18 protein-coding genes are annotated in these 18953 nt (G+C 39.9%); 8 read left to right on the plus strand and 10 right to left on the minus strand.

Annotation, left to right across the window (positions count from 1 at the left end):
* Position 1: 1 nt before the first annotated feature.
* From ACRD69_RS19045 to ACRD69_RS19055, 3 genes are all read right to left on the minus strand, one after another.
* Positions 2-421: a c-type cytochrome gene (locus ACRD69_RS19045; protein ID WP_430816724.1), complete on the minus strand. Its 420-nt coding sequence runs from the start codon at positions 419-421 to the stop codon at positions 2-4.
* A gap of 17 nt (positions 422-438) precedes the next feature.
* On the minus strand, positions 439-1320 hold the full coding sequence (locus ACRD69_RS19050) for a DUF5777 family beta-barrel protein (RefSeq protein WP_430816725.1): 882 nt from the start codon (positions 1318-1320) through the stop codon (positions 439-441).
* A gap of 556 nt (positions 1321-1876) precedes the next feature.
* The gene (locus ACRD69_RS19055) at positions 1877-2683 is read right to left on the minus strand and encodes a LytR/AlgR family response regulator transcription factor (RefSeq protein WP_430816726.1); all 807 of its coding nucleotides are present in this window, start codon (positions 2681-2683) and stop codon (positions 1877-1879) included.
* Positions 2684-2906: 223 nt separating this feature from the next.
* Here ACRD69_RS19055 and ACRD69_RS19060 point away from each other — a divergent pair, with 223 nt between their 5' ends.
* Positions 2907-3290: a MotA/TolQ/ExbB proton channel family protein gene (locus ACRD69_RS19060; protein ID WP_430816727.1), complete on the plus strand. Its 384-nt coding sequence runs from the start codon at positions 2907-2909 to the stop codon at positions 3288-3290.
* Positions 3291-3401: 111 nt separating this feature from the next.
* Here the strand turns inward: ACRD69_RS19060 and scpA are convergent, their stop codons facing one another.
* The 4 genes from scpA to ACRD69_RS19080 all read right to left on the minus strand — a co-directional run bounded on the left by scpA (position 3402) and on the right by ACRD69_RS19080 (position 8527).
* Positions 3402-5558, minus strand: a complete 2157-nt coding sequence (gene scpA / locus ACRD69_RS19065) for a methylmalonyl-CoA mutase (protein ID WP_430816728.1) — start codon at positions 5556-5558, stop codon at positions 3402-3404.
* 72 nt (positions 5559-5630) lie between these two features.
* Entirely contained in the window at positions 5631-5978 is a 348-nt protein-coding gene (locus ACRD69_RS19070; RefSeq protein WP_430816729.1) for a four helix bundle protein, read from the minus strand.
* 34 nt (positions 5979-6012) lie between these two features.
* Entirely contained in the window at positions 6013-7881 is a 1869-nt protein-coding gene (gene mutA, locus ACRD69_RS19075) for a methylmalonyl-CoA mutase small subunit (protein ID WP_430816730.1), read from the minus strand.
* Between the two features lie 196 nt (positions 7882-8077).
* Complete coding sequence (locus ACRD69_RS19080; RefSeq protein ID WP_430816731.1) at positions 8078-8527, minus strand: DMT family transporter; 450 nt, start codon at positions 8525-8527, stop codon at positions 8078-8080.
* A gap of 877 nt (positions 8528-9404) precedes the next feature.
* Between ACRD69_RS19080 and ACRD69_RS19085 the strand changes: the two genes are divergently transcribed.
* A complete protein-coding gene (locus tag ACRD69_RS19085; RefSeq protein WP_430816732.1) occupies positions 9405-9785 on the plus strand; it encodes a hypothetical protein in 381 nt (126 codons plus the stop codon).
* Positions 9786-9938: 153 nt separating this feature from the next.
* On the opposite strand, the gene metG is transcribed toward ACRD69_RS19085, so the two are convergent.
* Entirely contained in the window at positions 9939-11981 is a 2043-nt protein-coding gene (metG, locus tag ACRD69_RS19090) for a methionine--tRNA ligase (RefSeq protein WP_430816733.1), read from the minus strand.
* Between the two features lie 206 nt (positions 11982-12187).
* Between metG and ACRD69_RS19095 the strand changes: the two genes are divergently transcribed.
* The 6 genes from ACRD69_RS19095 (at position 12188) to ACRD69_RS19120 (ending at position 16296) form a co-directional block, all read left to right on the plus strand.
* Positions 12188-13090 (plus strand): S66 peptidase family protein, encoded by a 903-nt coding sequence (locus ACRD69_RS19095; protein WP_430816734.1) that lies wholly within the window; start codon positions 12188-12190, stop codon positions 13088-13090.
* 3 nt (positions 13091-13093) lie between these two features.
* A complete protein-coding gene (locus ACRD69_RS19100) occupies positions 13094-13456 on the plus strand; it encodes a YraN family protein (RefSeq protein WP_430816735.1) in 363 nt (120 codons plus the stop codon).
* Positions 13457-13708: 252 nt separating this feature from the next.
* Positions 13709-14059 carry an MmcQ/YjbR family DNA-binding protein gene (locus ACRD69_RS19105; protein ID WP_430816736.1) on the plus strand — a complete coding sequence of 117 codons (351 nt, stop codon included), beginning with the start codon at positions 13709-13711 and terminating at the stop codon, positions 14057-14059.
* 75 nt (positions 14060-14134) lie between these two features.
* On the plus strand, positions 14135-14716 hold the full coding sequence (locus ACRD69_RS19110; protein WP_430816737.1) for a DUF502 domain-containing protein: 582 nt from the start codon (positions 14135-14137) through the stop codon (positions 14714-14716).
* The gene (locus ACRD69_RS19115; RefSeq protein ID WP_430816738.1) at positions 14717-15178 is read left to right on the plus strand and encodes a septal ring lytic transglycosylase RlpA family protein; all 462 of its coding nucleotides are present in this window, start codon (positions 14717-14719) and stop codon (positions 15176-15178) included. It abuts the gene before it with no gap.
* Positions 15179-15420: 242 nt separating this feature from the next.
* Positions 15421-16296: a hypothetical protein gene (locus ACRD69_RS19120; RefSeq protein WP_430816739.1), complete on the plus strand. Its 876-nt coding sequence runs from the start codon at positions 15421-15423 to the stop codon at positions 16294-16296.
* Positions 16297-16790: 494 nt separating this feature from the next.
* Here the strand turns inward: ACRD69_RS19120 and ACRD69_RS19125 are convergent, their stop codons facing one another.
* On the minus strand, positions 16791-18242 hold the full coding sequence (locus tag ACRD69_RS19125) for a DUF5723 family protein (RefSeq protein ID WP_430816740.1): 1452 nt from the start codon (positions 18240-18242) through the stop codon (positions 16791-16793).
* Positions 18243-18863, minus strand: coding sequence for a hypothetical protein (locus ACRD69_RS19130; protein WP_430816741.1), 621 nt, complete (start codon positions 18861-18863; stop codon positions 18243-18245). It lies immediately after the preceding gene.
* Positions 18864-18953 lie beyond the last annotated feature (90 nt).

Below are 18953 nucleotides of genomic sequence, written 5' to 3' on the forward strand. Positions count from 1 at the left end.
TTTACTGTTCCCGAAGTGATTTAACATAGTTCACCACGGCCCATTTGGTTTCTTCGTTGGGAATCAGTTTCATAAAATCGGGACGATCAGCAATACCTACGAATGACAAATAATACAACTCCCCATCATTATACTGCTCCATGTATTTCGCAGAAAGATCTCCCGGAGGGGTTTTCATATTCTTTGCCATGACACCATCGCCTTTGCCTTTTTTTCCATGACATGAAACACAGTGACGGTTAAAGTTTCTGAGGCCAATCATTTTTAATGAGGTATCTCCTTCATAGGGGTTTTCTTTGGATTTATATTCGGCAGGAACCTCTTTTTTGGTGTTGGTTTTACTATCCTGCTCTCCAACAAACGACATTAGTATCATTGCCATAATGGCCAGGATTGACAGTTTTGAGATATACGTTTTCATAGTGTAAAGATTTATAGTTAAAAGAAATTATATAAGCGTGTTATAGTAAATCCAAAGCGTATTTCACCGTCGCGTATGCTGTTACGGTTAAAAAGCATATTGTGTTGCGGCAGAAAGCCTTGCGATGAAGTTATATACAATTGAAAGACGTGCGCACTGGTTCTCATCTCCCATCCGAATCCTATATTCGGATATGGTTGATTATCCATTTCAGTATGTTCAGAAATATCTTTTAATTCCAATGGGACATCACACTGAAACATCAGGGCATGTTTATAATTGAGGGTAAAGCGGCCATTTATTCCTACAGCTATTTTATCATGATCAACACCAGCCTCGGTTGCATTATAGTGCGAAAAGCTGGCATTGGCCTGTATGCTTGCGACCTCACCAAACTTTCGTCCAACAATTAGCTGTGCAAAATAGGACATGCGATCAGAGAATTCATATTCCGTTCCAAATACTTCACCCTCGCGACCATCAATGGCCGCATTACCATAAAATCCAACTGCCACCGGTATGGAGTTTCTACGAGTTTGTTCCAGGATGGTGTATTTGAGCGAAAAATCGCTGTACATTCTTTGCAGGTGTAAACCATAACCCACCTGCATGTTTTTGATGGGTACATAGTTAATACCTGTTCTTATGAAAGCACCGGGCGAATAAATACCAAAAACATCCTGAATACCATTATCCATGTTCCCGAACTTATGTTGGATCATAAATTCAAATGTTTTTTTTACAGGAACAAAGGTGGTTTGGTTGTCAATAATATAACCGCTCAGAAAAGGCTCTATAACAGGTTGATCTTTTTCGACGGGCTTTGAGAGTTCTTCACCTTGCCCATATGCCTGTGGCAAAAGAAGTAAAAGTGATAAAAGGATAAAGATTTTTTTCATGTACCGGGTTTGTTTGGTTCGTATTAGTTAGTCATTTCATACAGTTCAAACGATGTAGTTTATGATTTTGGATACTGGATGTATAATTGGGTAATTGTGCTGATGCCGATATAAAAGAAGAAGAGCTGAGCCCGGGAGTTGAGCGGGCGAGTCTGATCGTTTGTTTATGCAGTAAACAATAACAGAAATCAGTCCCCATTACATTCGAAATGCATGTGTTCCATTGGATAAATATACTCATCCGCAAATATGTAAAGGTTTTGTTTAAAAGCTATTAGTAATATTAACGATAATAGCAAGGACTTGGAAAGGAATCCACCGGAACATATCAACAGCCTGTTAAATAGAACTGCTATGACACTGACTATGTGAATGTTGAATTACATTGTGGAGTTCAATTATAATTTAGATTGAATAAAACAAGCTACTTTAATCAATACTACATTAAACTCTGTTATTCAATGTTTTATTAATATTCATTTCAAAGAGAAGTGAATATCTACGCTACTATTAAAAGCTCATCATAATAATAGTCATTGTTTCACCACACGAGCGACTAACAGTGCGAGGCTGCAAGCACTATTAAGAATTTACTGCTCTTATACAGCAGCTGTTCTTTGACAATTGCTTTATAACTTCTGCCTACCGGTAAAACATTTTTGCCCAGGTTGACCCCGGATAAAGCAGCGCTTGTGACCTTTTGTGTATTGACAATATATGAACGGTGAATTCGAAGAAATGAAGCTGGAAGCCGCGTCACTACATGGCTTATCTTCTCCTTACATGACAGCTGATCAGTCAGGGTATGAACCTGTATATAATCCGATAAACTTTCAATGTATATTATATCGTTAAAAGGTATCTTCAGCACCTTTCGTTTAACCTTTAATTCAAGAACTCCGGCAACAACTTTCTCGTTCTCTTTATTGAGCATCTCAATTAACAATTGCTTTTCCTTTATTTGTTTAAGCATTAAGAGTATGGATCCCATTATTACCAGCAGATACAGAATAACGGCCAGTAGTATGGTATCTGAGGCATTGGGAGCCAGTGGATGAAAGCTATATTGTCCCAGGTAAACATAGGCATACATGAGTACTATTGACTCCAGGTAGAGAGACACAATAATGGTATAGAGGGTGTAAAGAGTAAAACGGAAATGTTTCTTCTTCAATAGAAAGTTTGGCACCAGGTGGTAATTAAAGAAATAGGATGTACCCAGCACGATCGGAGTAAGCAAACTGATAAAATAGAAGGCAGCGACACCATTTGCCCATTTCTGACCGAATACAAGTGTTAGTATTGTAAGTACGAAAAACCAATAAACAAGATGATATACCGGATTCGATGATTTAAACTTCATAACTGATATTTTAAATAGTTGATCGGGTTCAGAGCCTAAATTTGAGTAAAAAATCGAAGAATAAATACTTTTGTCGACAAACAGCAACTTCTAAAACGGATACGACCTTGTTTCAAAGCACTGTTAGCCTTTACTTTGTAGTATCAGTGAATCATTAAAAGCTGTTACAGTCGACTTAATTCATTTTAGTGATTAATTAACTATTAACATTAAAAAAGAAACAATGACGGATTTATTTTTTCAAGGTGGCCCACTTTTTATGGGTATATTAACATTGCTTTTACTTGGATCATCAGCATGGATGACATATCACTTTTTGGCCTTTATTAAATCCAGAGAGGCCGATACCGGAACTGCATTACGATTTATCTCCTATGGTCGTTCCATTGGCTTATTTGCCTTGATATTTGGCATATTTGGTCAGCTTATAGGTTTTTATGATGCCTTCTCCTATTTAGAAACAACGCCGGTATCTCCACAGGTCTTATCGGGAGGTATAAAGGTGTCAATGATTCCCACCATGTATGGTATCATCATCTATATAATTAGCCTGATTCTTTGGTTTGCTTTAAGTCAGATAATTGAAAAACGCTCGGGTGATAATTAAACCTGCAAGCCACCACATCTATGTGTTCAATGTATAAAAGCCACCTCAAAAATGAGGTGGCTTTCTATATTCTGATGCACTGTGCAAAAAGCACTGCACACTATTTACTAATTACTCAGCAGCCTGCTCAATCAATAAGTTAAGGATATCAGAACCTGCCTTAGCAACTGATGTACCAGGACCAAAGATAGCAACTGCACCTGCGTCATAAAGGAATTGGTAATCCTGAGCTGGAATAACACCACCACAGATCACCAGAATATCCTCACGTCCAAGCTTCTTCAATTCTTCAATAATCTGAGGAACCAAGGTTTTGTGACCTGCTGCCAATGAAGATACACCAACAACGTGTACATCATTTTCAACAGCCTGCTTAGCCGCTTCTTCAGGAGTCTGGAACAATGGTCCCATATCCACGTCAAAACCTATATCTGCATAACCGGTTGCTACTACTTTAGCACCACGGTCGTGACCATCCTGACCCATTTTTGCGATCATAATACGAGGCTGACGGCCTTCTTTCTCAGCAAATTCTTTTGCTAACTCTGATGCTTTTGCAAACTCTTGATCGTCTGCTGCTTCTGCGCTATACACTCCTGAAATTGATCTGATTACTGCGTTATATCTACCTACGATTTTTTCGCATGCGTCAGAGATCTCACCTAATGAAGCACGTTTCTGAGCAGCATCAACAGCTAACTCAAGTAAATTACCCTCACCAGTTTCAACTGCCTTAGTAATCTTAGCTAATGCAGCTTGTACCTCTTCCTCATTACGCTCAGCACGAAGCTTCTGTAAACGTTCGATCTGCGAACGACGAACCTCCATGTTATCAACATCTAAGATGTCGATTGGATCTTCTTTCTCTAAGCGATACTTGTTAGTACCAACAATAGTTTGAGTTTTGCTATCGATCTTAGCCTGTGTACGAGCAGCAGCCTCTTCGATACGCATCTTAGGTATACCAGACTCAATAGCTTTTGCCATACCACCTAATGACTCGATCTCCTGAATATGAGCCCATGCTTTTTCAACCAATTCGTTAGTCAATGACTCAACGTAGTATGAACCGGCCCATGGATCAACAGCCTTGCAGATCTGTGTTTCATCCTGAATGAAGATCTGTGTATTACGGGCAATACGGGCAGAGAAATCAGTTGGTAGTGCAATGGCCTCATCCAATGCGTTGGTGTGTAATGACTGAGTGTGACCAAGGGCTGCACCCATTGCCTCAACACAAGTACGACCAACGTTGTTAAACGGATCCTGCTCTGTTAGTGACCATCCTGAAGTCTGTGAGTGCGTACGTAACGCTAAAGACTTAGGATTTTTAGGATTGAACTGCTTAACGATCTTCGCCCATAACATACGTCCGGCACGCATCTTGGCAATCTCCATAAAGTGGTTCATACCAATAGCCCAGAAGAATGATAAACGAGGTGCGAAAGCATCAATATCCAGTCCTGCCTGAGTACCTGCGCGAAGGTATTCCAAACCATCGGCCAAAGTATAAGCTAACTCGATATCTGCAGTTGCACCTGCTTCCTGCATGTGGTAACCTGAGATAGAGATTGAGTTAAACTTAGGCATGTTCTTAGATGTATATTCAAAGATGTCGGCAATCACCTTCATCGAGAATTTTGGTGGGTAGATGTATGTGTTACGTACCATGAACTCCTTAAGGATATCGTTCTGGATAGTACCAGCCATCTGCTCTAACTTAACGCCTTGCTCCAGACCTGCAACAATGTAGAAAGCCATTACAGGCAATACAGCACCGTTCATGGTCATCGACACTGACATCTTATCCAATGGAATACCATCGAAAAGAACATTCATATCAAGGATAGAGTCAATAGCCACACCTGCTTTACCAACATCACCTTCTACACGTTTGTGATCTGAATCGTATCCACGGTGAGTAGCTAAGTCAAAGGCTACGGATAAACCTTTCTGACCAGCAGCCAGGTTACGACGATAGAATGCGTTTGACTCCTCAGCAGTAGAGAAACCTGCATACTGACGAACTGTCCATGGACGCATTGCGTACATCATAGAGTAAGGTCCGCGTAAATAAGGAGGTAAACCAGCAGCATAGTTCAAATGCTCCATACCCTCTAAATCGTCCTTACTATAAACTGGTTTAACAGGGATTTGCTCTGGTGTTACCCAGTCTTTCTTCACCCCGTGCTTTTGTTCCCAAGCTTTTGCATCAGTCGTTCCGCAAGGCTTGGTTTTGAAATCTATGTTATTAAATTTTGGTCTCATGATAATTAAAGTATCAAGATAAAAGTATCAAGTATCAAGATGATTTACAGCTTGCATAATCGTCTATAATACTCAAAACTTAGTTTTTAATGAATGAATCATTCTTTGTATTTCCTGAACTTTAACTTCAAGCTCATTGAAGTTATTTTCAGCTATAAAATCTAAATCAAGACACAGAATTAGTTGAGTCTCCAGTTCAAAAGATGAACCAACAGCAATATCAAGAAAACGTACAAACTCCTTATCGGTACTTCTTCCTGTACCTTCTGCTATATTAGAAGGAATAGAAAGTGAAGCACGACGCATTTGGCTAACCAGACCATACTTTTCATCATCAGGCAATTGTTTTGTCAGATGATAGATGTCTTTAACAAGAACTCTTGCTTTTTGCCAAACCTTTAATTCTTTGAAGTTATGCATATCAGTCTTGATACTTATGTCTTGATACTTATGTCTAAATATTCAACAACGAATTAAAACCCTGAAGCGTTTCAAGAACATTAGAACGAACATTCACAAAATTAGTGATGCCCTTCGCCTTCAATTCATCAGCACAAGCTGGTGCTCCGGCTATTACCAATGGAGTATCGCCTAATAATTCCTTAGCTTTAGGAGCTGCTTCTGCATATTCGTCATCTGAGCTACAAAGAACAACGATATCTGCCTTAGCTGCTTTGGCTGCCTCAACACCCGCTTCAATAGTCTCGAATCCAAGGTTATCCTGAATTTCGTAACCGGCACATCCGAAGAAGTTACCAGAGAACTGTGAGCGTGCTAAACGCATTGCTAAGTTGCCGTATGTTAACATGAACACTTTTGGACGCTTGGCTGCATTTTCTGTTGCTAAACGTAACTCTTCAAAATCCTGAGCTCCGCGGAACAAGTTGATTGGCTCAACTTCTTTTCCTTCATCACAACAACAAGCTGACTTCACTATTTTTTTAGCATCAATGTTACCAGAGATGATTTCACCGGTATTAGGGAACTGGTTTGTTCCTAATAGGTTTTCGCGACGAGTAGCTACCGCCTTGCGACGTTTTTCAGCAGTTTCTTTAACAAGACCCTGAATAAAGCCTTCTTTCATAGCTGCCAGGTAACCACCTTTTTCTTCAACCTCAACAAACAATGCCCATGCTTGCTCAGCAATGCTGTTTGTAAGGTTTTCAATATAATAAGAACCCGCTGACGGGTCAACGATCTTCTCAAAGTGAGATTCTTCTTTCAACAATAACTGCTGGTTACGTGCAATACGCTCAGAGAATTCGTCAGAATCCTTGTACAATGAATCGTATGGCTGAACAGTTAATGACTGTGTTCCACCCAAAGTTGCAGACATGGCCTCTGTTTGAGTACGAAGCATGTTTACGTTTGGATCAAAGATAGTCTTGTTCCAGTCAGAAGTTTCAGAGTGAATGTGCATTTTGCAAACCTCAACACCTGTTGGCTTGTATGCTTCAACAATTTTGGCCCATAACATACGACCGGCACGCAGCTTAGCAATCTCCATAAAATAGTTACCGCTGATACCAAAGTTGAACTTGATATTAGCTGCAACATCGTTGACTGACATACCACGCTCAGTTAACTGAGTCATGTACTCATTACCCATTGATAAACCAAAAGCCAACTCCTGTACAATAGAAGCACCGGCATTGTTGAAATGACGAGCGTTCACTGCCACAGTTCTGAACTGAGGGAAGTTTTTAGCTACTTCGGCTACTTCTTTTACTCTGTCAATTGCTTTTTCAGTTTCGCAACAAGCTTTACCGTTAATGGTTAAATTACCAATCGGATCAAAGTTGATTGAACCTTTTACTTCCGCGTGAGTGCGGTTCATCTTGTTAAGAACAGCAACAACCGATTCAACTAACTCCTTATTTCCGCAACATGCGTTGAAGTTAATTTCCACATCGTCAGAAATAATGTTCTTTAATAAAGCCTCAATGTTAGCTTCTGAAACAAGCGCTTTGTCTTCGATTACGAAACCAATACTGTCAACACCTTTAGTAAGGACAGTCAATGCTTTTTCATTGGCCTCTTTAACGTCTTTTACAACGATGTCCTGACGCACGAACCACTTGTTCGATTTTTCATTGTTTCCTCGTACATACGGGAATTGGCCAGGCTGGCTTTCAAGATAGTTTAATGATTCAAGGTCTTCAGAACGATAGAAAGGCTGAACGTTGAACCCTTCGTTGGTTCTCCATACCAGCTTTTTCTCAAAGTCTGCCCCTTTAAGGTCTGCCGTGATTTTATCCATCCACTCTTGAGTAGATATTTTCGGAAAATCACTAAATAACAGTTGATTTGTTTTATCTGCCATAATGTAACTGTTTGTTTTTTCCAAGGCGCAAAAATAAACCTTTTGTTGATATTAAATAGATATTTTAACTGTTTTTAATGGTGTTGTAGAGCATGATAATCAATAACATATGCAAATATCTTCATACATTGAATATATCAATATCGCTCCAACTTATACTTAATCAGTCAGTTATTAAAGCTAAATTTCTTTAATTCTAAAATCTTTCAATTAAATAGACTCCGACGATCAATAGTAATATTCCAATAATTCTTCCGGCAGAAATCTGATGAATTGCCACATTAAACCATCCGTAATGGTCAATAATGGAGGCAACGATCATTTGTCCGCCAATGGATGCGCCCAACATTGTGGCAACACCAATTTTTGGGATAAGGATAATGGCCGAACTCACATAAATGGCGCCTATTATACCTCCGAGGAATAAATATATTGGCATTGAACTAAGCAACTCCTTGCCCGGCAACTCGGTACGTACCAATACATTTAATGCTAATAAGGTTAGGGTTCCTACCGAAAAACTTATGAAGGCGGCCAGAAAAGGGCTTTTCAGAATGCCTCCCAATTGCGAATTAATACTTCCCTGCACTGCCAGGAGACCACCTATAAGCAATGCTATTCCAGTAAGAATATATTTAAAGTACATATAATCCAGGTTGATTAAATGACATTAAGAAAGTCATTTTTGCGATGTGCAAGTTAAGGGAATAAACACAGAGACGCAAAGCTTATTAGTGAAGAAAGCTGTTAGAGCTGTGATGATTTATATCACATATGAAAATTAAAACTGAAACATTGTAAAGCCGGATTGTTTTGTAAAAGTGAAGCTTTTTAAAAGCTTAAGGATGCATAGGAAGTAAAGGGTCTTCATTGTTATTATTAATCTCAGTGTCCTTACATATGTGTGCCTGTGCTGACAATCGCACCTATAAGATCCGATTGTCGAATTCTTATTGGCAAATGATTCTTCGTTCCTATTACTTTCAATAATCCTTTTGTATTATTTCATATGTTAATCATTGTTTTGCTTCTTATTGCATTATAATATTTTTAAGCGGAGTCCCTTCCCTGTTATTGTTTACTGCATATTTACCAATATGCTTGATAGTGCAGGATTTAACCAAGTTATCGGTACTAAATAGATATAAGCCATTGGTTGTACATATTGATACTTTAAACTGATTTAAATGAAAAAAATATACCGGCTCGAAGCAATAGATTTCATTGAAGGTAAATACTATATACATAGCGAGATCTGCGAAGCTTATCCCGGTCAGTTTGCAGCTTTGAGCAGTCATAACTCATGCTGTGACGCTAAAAAAGAAGCACTGAAACTATATCAACACCTACTTAAAGGTGATATTGTTGGCTGTCCCCTTTGTTGTTGTAGGTCCTGCTGTACCATTGAATAAACGAGTTATTAATGAATGCATATACATAAAAACAATCTGTCATGTTATGTATACTTAATATTGAACTATCTGAGATATTTATACTAATTTAATTGCCTTAAAAACGAATAGATGAAAACAGATATGTTTCTGGCAATTGCTTTTGCACTCTTTGCTTTCTCCAGCTGCAACATGGACGAAACCGGCGATCGTGTTCAAATAACCCATTTTAGTGTTGATTCCGTATTCATAGAACAGGATACAGCTGCTAACCACACCCTGTACGTCGTTGGCAATCAGGATAAATTCAAAATCAGCGCCAGTACAAAATATAAAATAGATGCTTTAAGCCCATTTTACAACAGCAGCATGAATACCGAAGAGTGGTCTGATTACAGCGAGTATGATTTTAGCATTGATTACCATGACTCCTGTTCCTTTATTGTGCCGGCTCTCAATAATCAGAGGCTTACTCTATACTTAGAATACGACAGGCAAACATTGTTACCATAGCAAGAAAAAAAATCGCACCTTAAAAGATGCGATTCTATATTATTTGGAAGCCTAACTTCTATGCAAATTGAAATTATGAGAGTTTTTTTGTGATTCTACAGGCTTTTGCGCCATGAAAATCATCTCACTTCTCATATCTTATTGTCTAATTAACTACCTTACTTCCGATCCTTCTTTAACAGCATTGGCAGGTGCAACAAACTCCAACTTTCCTGTTGCATCTTCAGCCATCAAAATCATACCCTGCGATTCGATACCACGTATTTTGCGCGGTGCCAGGTTAACCAGGATACTTACCTGCTTTCCAATGATCTCCTCGGGCTTAAAGAACTCTGCAATACCTGAAACAACCGTGCGCTGATCAATACCTGTATCAACCTTCAGCTGAAGCAGCTTCTTTGTTTTGGCCACTTTCTCTGCCTCAAGAATGGTTCCAACGCGGATATCCATCTTCACAAAATCATCAAACTCAATGTTTTCTTTGGCAGGTGCTGCCGTTTTATTAGCGGCTTCGTTATCTAATTTTGTCTGCTCCAGTTTATCCAATTGCCCCTGTATGGTTGCGTCTTCAATCTTTTCGAATAACAACTCAGGCTTGTTGACCATATGCCCCGCAGCCAGGAAGTCCAAATTACCACATGCCTCCCATGTTAAACCTTCAAGGTTCAGCATGTTTTGCATCTTTTTAGCTGTAAATGGCAAGAATGGCTCAATAAGAATGGAAACATTTGCAGTGATCTGAAGTGCAATATTCATGATTGTCTTCACACGTTCCGCATCAGTCTTAATCAATTTCCAAGGCTCTGTATCGGCCAGGTATTTATTACCCAGTCGTGCCAGGTTAATGGCTTCTTTCACTGCCTCGCGGAACTTGAAGTTATCAAGTGCCTCTTCCACCTTCTTCACCAACACAGGGATCTCATTCAAGGTTTCCCTGTCGTAGTCGGTTAACTCACCCTGGGCAGGCACAACCCCATCATAATATTTGTGAGTCAATACAATTGCACGGTTCACAAAGTTACCCAGGATAGCTACCAGCTCGTTGTTATTGCGTGCCTGGAAGTCTTTCCATGTAAAGTCATTGTCTTTTGTTTCAGGGGCATTGGCTGTTAATGTGTAACGCAATACATCCTGCTTATCTTTAAAGTCCACTAAATACTCGTGCAACCACACGGCCCAGTTACGCGAAGTAGAGATCTTATCACCTTCAAGATTCAGGAATTCGTTAGCCGGCACGTTTTCAGGCAATATGTAGCTGCCCTCAGCCTTTAACATTGATGGGAATACTATACAGTGGAACACGATGTTATCCTTTCCGATAAAGTGCAGCATACGTGAGTCTTCACTCTTCCAGTACTTTTCCCATTCAGGCGTTAATTCTTTGGTTGCAGAAATATAACCGATAGGTGCATCAAACCAAACATAAAGCACTTTACCATCGGCCCCTTCAACAGGAACCGGCACACCCCAGTTCAGGTCACGGCTTACGGCACGTGGCTGTAATCCAAGGTCAATCCATGATTTACACTGACCATACACGTTTGACTTCCACTCTTTATGGCCGTCCAGGATCCATTCTTTTAAAAACGGCTCATGTTTATCCAATGGTAAATACCAGTGTTTTGTCGTTTTAATAACCGGTTTACTCCCTGATACTACCGAGCGGGGATCAATAAGGTCAGTGGCATTTAATGAAGTACCACAGCTCTCGCACTGGTCGCCGTATGCACCTTCGCTTTTACAGTGAGGGCAGGTACCGGTAATGTAACGGTCGGCCAAAAACTGCTTAGCTTCCTCGTCGTAGTATTGCTCTGACTCTTTCTCTATGAACTCACCTTTATCGTAAAGTGTCTTAAAGAATTCAGAGGCTGTTTCGTAATGTGTTTTACTTGTAGTACGCGAATACACATCAAACGAAATACCGAATTTCTCAAAAGAATCTTTAATAATACCATGGAACTTATCTACCACATCCTGCGGCGTAATACCTTCGTTCTTTGCCTTTAAGGTAATTGGCACACCGTGCTCATCTGAACCACCTATCAACAACACATCTTCATTTTTCAATCGAAGGTAACGTACATAAATATCAGCCGGTACATACACACCAGCTAAATGACCGATATGAACAGGCCCATTGGCATATGGCAACGCAGTGGTTACCAAGGTTCTTTTAAAATCTCCAGCTTGCTTCATTCTGCTTGAATTATTTTATGGTTGCTTACAACCTACTATTCTATGGTTGAATTTAATGGCGCAAAGATATGCAAAGTAATTTAAATCGAACTCAGCTTATTAAACAGGTAAGATAAAAGACATAAGATTTAAGCATCAAGATGCAGGACTATTTTCGTTTTAGAGATTATCTTGATACTTTTATCTTAAATCTTGATACTTCTGCTATGATATTTCCAAAATCACTCGAACAAGGCTCAACCATTGGCATTATTGCACCCGCCGGCAAGATCGATGCTGAAACCATTCACTTTGCTGAAAAGTTTTTTCACAAACGAGGCTATAAGGTTGTTGTTGGTGACAACGTATGTAATTCTTTTCATCAGTTTGCCGGTAATGACGAACACCGGGCAGCAGACCTGCAGCACATGCTCAACAGTAAGGATATTGATGCCATCTTTTGCGCTCGTGGTGGTTACGGAACCATTCGTATAATTGACCAGATCGACTTCACTCATTTCCTTGAATATCCAAAATGGATTGTAGGCTATAGTGATATAACCGTATTACATGCAGCTCTGCAAAACAGGGCTGGCGTTGCTTCCGTTCATGGGCCAATGCCAAAGAATTTTCCCGATAAGGCTGATGATGAGGAAGACATGGAAGCTCTTTTTAACTTATTGCATGGTGAATTGCCCGACTACACCATAAAACCACACGTGCATAACAGACAGGGTGAAGCTGAAGGTATTCTGATTGGGGGCAACCTGGCACTTATTTATGCTTTACGCGCCACTCCCATTGACACCGATCCCCATGGTAAAATTCTTTTTATTGAGGATATTGACGAGTACCTGTACAGCATTGACCGCATGATGCAAAACCTTAAGTTAAGTGGTTTTCTGAAAGAACTGAGTGGTATTATTGTTGGCGACTTCACTGATATGAAAGACAATGATGACCCCTACGGACAAACAGCCTTTGAGATAGTAAAAGAAGCCGTTGCTGAATATGATTATCCGGTAATGATGGGATTTCCGGCCGGGCACGATCACCTTAACCTGCCATTGATATTTGGCAAGCGTGTTAGTATGAAAGTGGAAGCTGATGCCTGTCAATTGATATTCTAAAACATGGCAAGACACAATGAACTGGGCAGAACAGGTGAAGCTATCGCTGCTGATTACCTGGAGAAAAAGGGCTTTGAAATACTGGAGCGCAACTGGGTCAATAAGCGCAAAGAGCTTGACCTTATTGCCATGCACAACGATTACCTGGTAATCATTGAGGTTAAAACCCGCACAACTGACGGTTGGGAACATCCCAAAGAGGCCATTACTAAAACGAAGATCAACGCTATCGTTGACGCAACGGAGGCCTATATTTACCAAACAAATACTTTAAATGAAGTTCGTTTTGATGTGGTCACCCTTATTCCCAAAGGCGATGATTGGATTATTGAGCATATTGAAGAGGCTTTTCATCCCGGTTTGTAGAGAAATATGATACTTTATTGATAACACCAAGTAATCTTATTATTCCTTGCCTAACCAGCTTCTTGTGTTTATGATTGTGAGTGAACTGTCTTATTTAGCAACCACTGAAAACACCGAAATACGCAAAAGATAATATAAGCGGCGGATTCAATATCTGTGGTTTTCTGTGTCTTCTGTGGTTTAATCAGAAGTTGAATTATATTTCATTATCTTACCAAGCGACTATTCATTTTTTCAAAACATCACTTAAATATGAACATCGAAGAATTCAGAGAATATTGTATTGCCAAGCCTGCTGTAACAGAAGAGTTCCCTTTTGATGAAGTGACTCTGGTATTTAAGGTGGCTAATAAAATGTTTGCTCTTACCAGTCTTGATAAGGAATTCAGCATGAATTTAAAGTGCGACCCGGAACGTGCCATTGAGTTGAGGGAAGAGTATCCTGCTATTCAGCCGGGCTACCATATGAACAAAAAGCACTGGAATACCGTATATGCAGATGGATCAATTAAGGATGATTTTTTAAGAGAGCTAATCGACCACTCATACGAACTGGTGGTTAAAAGCCTTACGAAAAAAGTGAGGGAGGAGAATAATCTATAAGTTTTGAGATTTGAGCAGTGAGAAGTCAGTGTTTAATCCAATACTCATTACTTTGTACTCAATAATTAAACAACAATGAAAAAACTCGCTAAATATTTTTTCCAGGGATTGTTATATATAGTGCCATTGGGCGTTACCATTTACATCCTTGTCTTTGCGTTTATCTGGCTCGATGGATTGTTGCGCGATCTGGAAATATTTCAGCATGAGCCTTATGCACAGTTTAATTTCCCGGGCTTAGGCTTGCTGGTTATATTATTCGCTGTCACTTTCATTGGTTTTATTGGCCAAAAGTTGATCACAGCGCCTATTGAAGGCCGCTTTGAACGAGGATTGAAAAAAGCACCACTCATCAAAGTCATCTACACATCGGTTAAAGACCTTTTGTCGGCCTTTGTTGGTAAAGAGCGTAAATTTGAAAAACCTGTCCTGGTAACACTTGATAAAGAGGGTATACTTGAGCGTTTAGGGTTTATTACTTCATCTGACCTGAAAGATTTGGGTGTAAAGGACAAAATTGCCGTATACCTGCCAAGTTCATATGGTATATTAGGAGAATTATACGTTGTGCCTGCCGGAAATGTCAAACCAATTGACGCGCATCCGGCTGATGTTATGAAATTCATTGTTTCAGGAGGTGTCACTAAAATCAAGTAAATGCGTTTATGCATGTTGTTATTGCTCATTATCGGGCTGGATTTGAATGCCCAGGAATTTATTCAAACTGGTATTGCTTCCTATTATGCCAATAAGTTTGAAGGGCGCTTAACAGCCAACGGTGAAATCTTCAGCAATAATAAACTAAGCGCCGCACACCTATCACTTCCATTTGGAACCCAGGTAGTTGTTACCAACTTAAGCAGCAACAAGCAAATTACAGTTGTCATTAATGACCGGGGCCCTTTTATTAAAGGACGTATTATTGACCTTAGTCAAGCTGCTGCCAAACAACTGGGCTTTTTTGATCAGGGCATTACCCAGGTAAGGATTGAATTGGCACATAAGGCGCTCAAACAAGAAGAGTTACTCAAGCCACTGGCAAGAAAAGCGCTCTATATAACGCCCTCTTATCCTGTTAGACTAACGGAGCACTCAAAAACATTGCACTTAGGAAAATAAAACTATAAAAAGTTCAATGCGTTTGCTTTAACTATCACCTTGCTCCATGCACTTTGCACCTATAGTCTTATGGCTTGTGACCTATATCTTACGCCCTGTTTATTGTAAGGCACGGCTTTTGATTGTATCTTCGCTCAGTAAACACCAAACACATTTCTGATGCAACGCAGATACCTGTTCATTCAAGTGAATGATGGTATTAACGTTCCATCAAATACATTAGAACATTTAAAATTAGTGATATGAAGAAAGTAATTATCATATTAGCAGCTGCCCTGTTGGTAGCCTGTAATCCGACTGCTAAGCTACCTGCCCTCATGTCAGATGCCGATGCTGCCTTCGAACAGTCTGATTATAGCAAAGCTCACACCATGTATGCCGAATATATCAGCATTGCCAATGCCAACAACGTTAAAGTTAGTGATGAGTTATACCTGAAACAGGCTCAGAGTTGTGCCCAACTCGATAAGCTTGATGAAGCGACAGGCATTTACGATCAATTACTGGAGAATGATGCCAATATTAAATTGATCGCCGAATATGCCCAAATGCTGCAAAGCAATTCAAAGTTTGATGAAGAAATCGCATTATGGACAAAGCATGCTGACAGAATTGAAGGCAGTAAGCTGGTCAGGCTAAAAACAGAGCGCCTGGTATTTCTTAATGCTTCGAAAGAAAACCATGAAGCAGTGATAGAATCATATAACTCCAAAGGTGATATTGATGTTTCAAAAGAAGCACAACTGCAATACATTAAAGCATTGGAAGCAACTGATAAGGGAGCTGCCGCATCAAAAGCCTGCAACACTTTGCTAAAGGTAAATCCCGATTACACGGAAGCACTTGAGTGGAAAGCCATATACTATTTCAACAAGGCCGAAAAACGCTATAAGTATGAGATGGCAAAATACAATAAGAATAAAACAGCTGCCGCATATGCCTACTTACGTCGCGACTTGAAGAAAGTATCAGCCGATTTTCGCATTGCCCGTGACGGTTTCTTAAAACTTCGTGAAATAGACCCGACCAACAAAACTTATATCAAGTATCTAAAAAATACCTATATAAGACTTGATCAAAAAGATAAAGCAGCTCAGCTGGACAAACTATTAAAGTAAGGATCAATACGCCAGGTATAGAGTGTCTTAAATAAAGAATATTTCTCACCAGGAGAAAAACTGCAAAACTCGCAGGGTGTTGGATAATAACTCCAGTATCTTGCGAGTTTTGCGTTCGTATTAGAGCTCTTCTGATGGTACAGGCTAAGGCACCGCCAAAATTACCGTTTGGAGTGGGGAATATTAGTTTACACCTGACTTCCAGGAAGGTATTTAAATGAGGCTGTCCAAATTTTAAGTTTCACGCTAAGGCCGCTAAGAATTACGCCAAGACAACAAAGCATATGATGTTATTTTTCAACACTTTGCGTGCTCTGCGTTTTTCTTCGTTTGCGTTCTTTGCGAGAAATATCCTTCATTTTGGACATCCTCAAACCATTTGATCCTTTACCACATGGATATGATAGTTTCAACTCGGAAGGAATAAAACTTGTGTTATGAGCGGATTGTACTATAATCATTGAACGATTTCCGATTACTCAAGAGTTCAGGATCTACCTCTTTATGCGTTTTTCACCTTTATAAGGACTATGATAACAAGGCATAGCACTGATGCCTTTGTTCGATCTCTGCTTTTTTTCCCGCGGTTCACTGCAACGGGGTACAATGCTTAATCCAAACCGCAGATTGAGGTTCCGCTGGTTCTCAAGCTTCAAAAAGCCCAGCACATTATCAGCGGCCGCATGCAGGTGAAACACCCCCATCTTTATGCCCAGCCCTGCTCCAATATTAAAATAGTCGCCATTAATTGCGGTGTATGACACGGAGGCGTTTAACCGTCTGTAATCATATGTATTGGCCGAAAGTGTAAAGGCCGGCATTATTTTATTGCGTTGAATGCGACTGTAAAAAACAGCACCTGCATTTAAATGATTGGTCAATGTGCGGGTAGCTCCCAAATAAAGCTCAGGGGTCAGGCGCGTTGTAAATCCACCTTCATCGGGCACAGGAAGAAACTGATGACGTAAACTGTCATTGATCTCTTCGGTATAATCGCCACTATTAAAATCAGTGGATGAATCGGTACCGGTAAACTCAAATACGCCATCTGACACAAAGGTATTTAATTCGGTACCCCAGGCTATAAAACCCAGGTTGAGCAAGCTGCCCGAGAAAGTTGTTTTTTCATCATATTGATAGATAAAGCCGAAGTCAAAACCAACACCCAGATTCCTTTTATTCATCATGTATTCCGACCAGTCAATATCGTCGCGCAGCTCAACGTTCCTGACATAGCCCTCATCGTCCAGTTCAACATCGATCGGAAATGAGGTATGAATTTTTGTATCCAGATCAACCAACAAACCAAAGTTATTCGCATTAGTCGTAAGTCCTCCCTCACTTTTAGGTGTATAAACCGTGCCTTTACCAAACAACAGCTTGGCATGCACGCCCAATGATAACCTTTCTGACACATCACGTGCAATACCCAGGGCATATTCCCTGAAATGTAAACCATTAGCCCTGGTACCATTAATAGCGGCTTCACGTCCGATAAATGGAGTATTCCCATACCATAGCAGCTCAGCAGCCTCTTTGGGCATTGTATTGAATGTAGTCACTTTTTCTGTGATCGAAAACGTGATCCAGTTCTCTTTCAGCCTAAAACCGACATAAACGGGTGTATAATACACCGACGAATGTAATATCTCGGTATTATTCATATTGTCAATCACATTATCAAAGTTAAAGTAACTTGAATCAACAGAACTGTCATAGCGTAAACCTTCACTTATCGAAAAGGCGCTGTTGTTGTAATTGGCATGCACGGAAGATAAACCGGGCAAACCAACGATCCAGTTGCACTCGTAACTAACGGCAGGATTAACATAGTTGGCCTGTGGCACATCATGCATCAAAAACAAAGTGAGGTTTTGCTGTGCTTTAGTATGGCAGACACAAAAAGCAAAAAAACCTATCAGTAAATACTTAACTGCTTTCTGCATCTAAAAGTTGTTTATACTGTAATCAATCTGAGCCTGAATTCCCACGGCGGCAGATATACTGTATTCGTCAAAACTGTCAATGATCGGCTGCGTCAATAACAGGTCTTTAACCACACCCCTGATAACGATCCTGTTAGAATATAGCATAGCGTCTATTTGCTCATCGGTCAGTGGTAATTGATATGGATAAGGATCGGTACTCTTTTCTTTGGTTACCTTTCCATTCTCATCAATATCAGCAGCATTAACCAATATGGGAGTATTTGTCAGAGGCCAGTCTCTGTCATCAAAATCAATAAAATACATGTCTACTTCTATATCGGCCGGATAGCGATTGGCTATATCAAATTGCAGTAACATGGAAACAATATATTTCCGCTCGGCAAAAGACGATTGAATATTAAAAAATACAGTATCAGCCTCTTCCCATCCAATGGTTACATCAACCGGCGAAGAAAGTGGCACATCAGTCACCTCATCATATTGCACAGTCAACTTACCCAATGGCGCCGAAAGGTTGGGCCTGAATTCAATCTCTTCTGAGATTTTATCGGTATCAATACCGGTGCAGCTCAGAAGACTGACAGTGATAAACATGATACATATAAGGCGTTGTAACATATTTACATGATTAGATTTATAAAATGTGCTCTTATAATTAAACATCACACATGATGAATATATTGTTCTTGCTCCACCCAATTTAAGGAA

It is taken from the genome of Carboxylicivirga agarovorans (assembly GCF_050589845.1).
In the GTDB taxonomy this organism is placed as follows: Bacteria; Bacteroidota; Bacteroidia; order Bacteroidales; family Marinilabiliaceae; genus Carboxylicivirga; species Carboxylicivirga agarovorans.

Bases quoted from the DNA above. Each gene is read 5' to 3' on its own strand.
- ACRD69_RS19070 (WP_430816729.1), bottom strand. From the start codon at position 5,978: ATGCATAACTTCAAAGAATTAAAGGTTTGGCAAAAAGCAAGAGTTCTT.
- ACRD69_RS19120 (WP_430816739.1), top strand. From the start codon at position 15,421: ATGAAGAAAGTAATTATCATATTAGCAGCTGCCCTGTTGGTAGCCTGT.
- metG (WP_430816733.1), bottom strand. From the start codon at position 11,981: ATGAAGCAAGCTGGAGATTTTAAAAGAACCTTGGTAACCACTGCGTTG.
- ACRD69_RS19045 (WP_430816724.1), bottom strand. From the start codon at position 421: ATGAAAACGTATATCTCAAAACTGTCAATCCTGGCCATTATGGCAATG.
- ACRD69_RS19050 (WP_430816725.1), bottom strand. From the start codon at position 1,320: ATGAAAAAAATCTTTATCCTTTTATCACTTTTACTTCTTTTGCCACAG.
- ACRD69_RS19115 (WP_430816738.1), top strand. From the start codon at position 14,717: ATGCGTTTATGCATGTTGTTATTGCTCATTATCGGGCTGGATTTGAAT.
- ACRD69_RS19125 (WP_430816740.1), bottom strand. From the start codon at position 18,242: ATGCAGAAAGCAGTTAAGTATTTACTGATAGGTTTTTTTGCTTTTTGT.
- ACRD69_RS19100 (WP_430816735.1), top strand. From the start codon at position 13,094: ATGGCAAGACACAATGAACTGGGCAGAACAGGTGAAGCTATCGCTGCT.
- ACRD69_RS19080 (WP_430816731.1), bottom strand. From the start codon at position 8,527: ATGTACTTTAAATATATTCTTACTGGAATAGCATTGCTTATAGGTGGT.
- ACRD69_RS19110 (WP_430816737.1), top strand. From the start codon at position 14,135: ATGAAAAAACTCGCTAAATATTTTTTCCAGGGATTGTTATATATAGTG.
- mutA (WP_430816730.1), bottom strand. From the start codon at position 7,881: ATGGCAGATAAAACAAATCAACTGTTATTTAGTGATTTTCCGAAAATA.
- ACRD69_RS19105 (WP_430816736.1), top strand. From the start codon at position 13,709: ATGAACATCGAAGAATTCAGAGAATATTGTATTGCCAAGCCTGCTGTA.
- ACRD69_RS19055 (WP_430816726.1), bottom strand. From the start codon at position 2,683: ATGAAGTTTAAATCATCGAATCCGGTATATCATCTTGTTTATTGGTTT.
- ACRD69_RS19060 (WP_430816727.1), top strand. From the start codon at position 2,907: ATGACGGATTTATTTTTTCAAGGTGGCCCACTTTTTATGGGTATATTA.
- ACRD69_RS19095 (WP_430816734.1), top strand. From the start codon at position 12,188: ATGATATTTCCAAAATCACTCGAACAAGGCTCAACCATTGGCATTATT.
- scpA (WP_430816728.1), bottom strand. From the start codon at position 5,558: ATGAGACCAAAATTTAATAACATAGATTTCAAAACCAAGCCTTGCGGA.
- ACRD69_RS19130 (WP_430816741.1), bottom strand. From the start codon at position 18,863: ATGTTACAACGCCTTATATGTATCATGTTTATCACTGTCAGTCTTCTG.
- ACRD69_RS19085 (WP_430816732.1), top strand. From the start codon at position 9,405: ATGAAAACAGATATGTTTCTGGCAATTGCTTTTGCACTCTTTGCTTTC.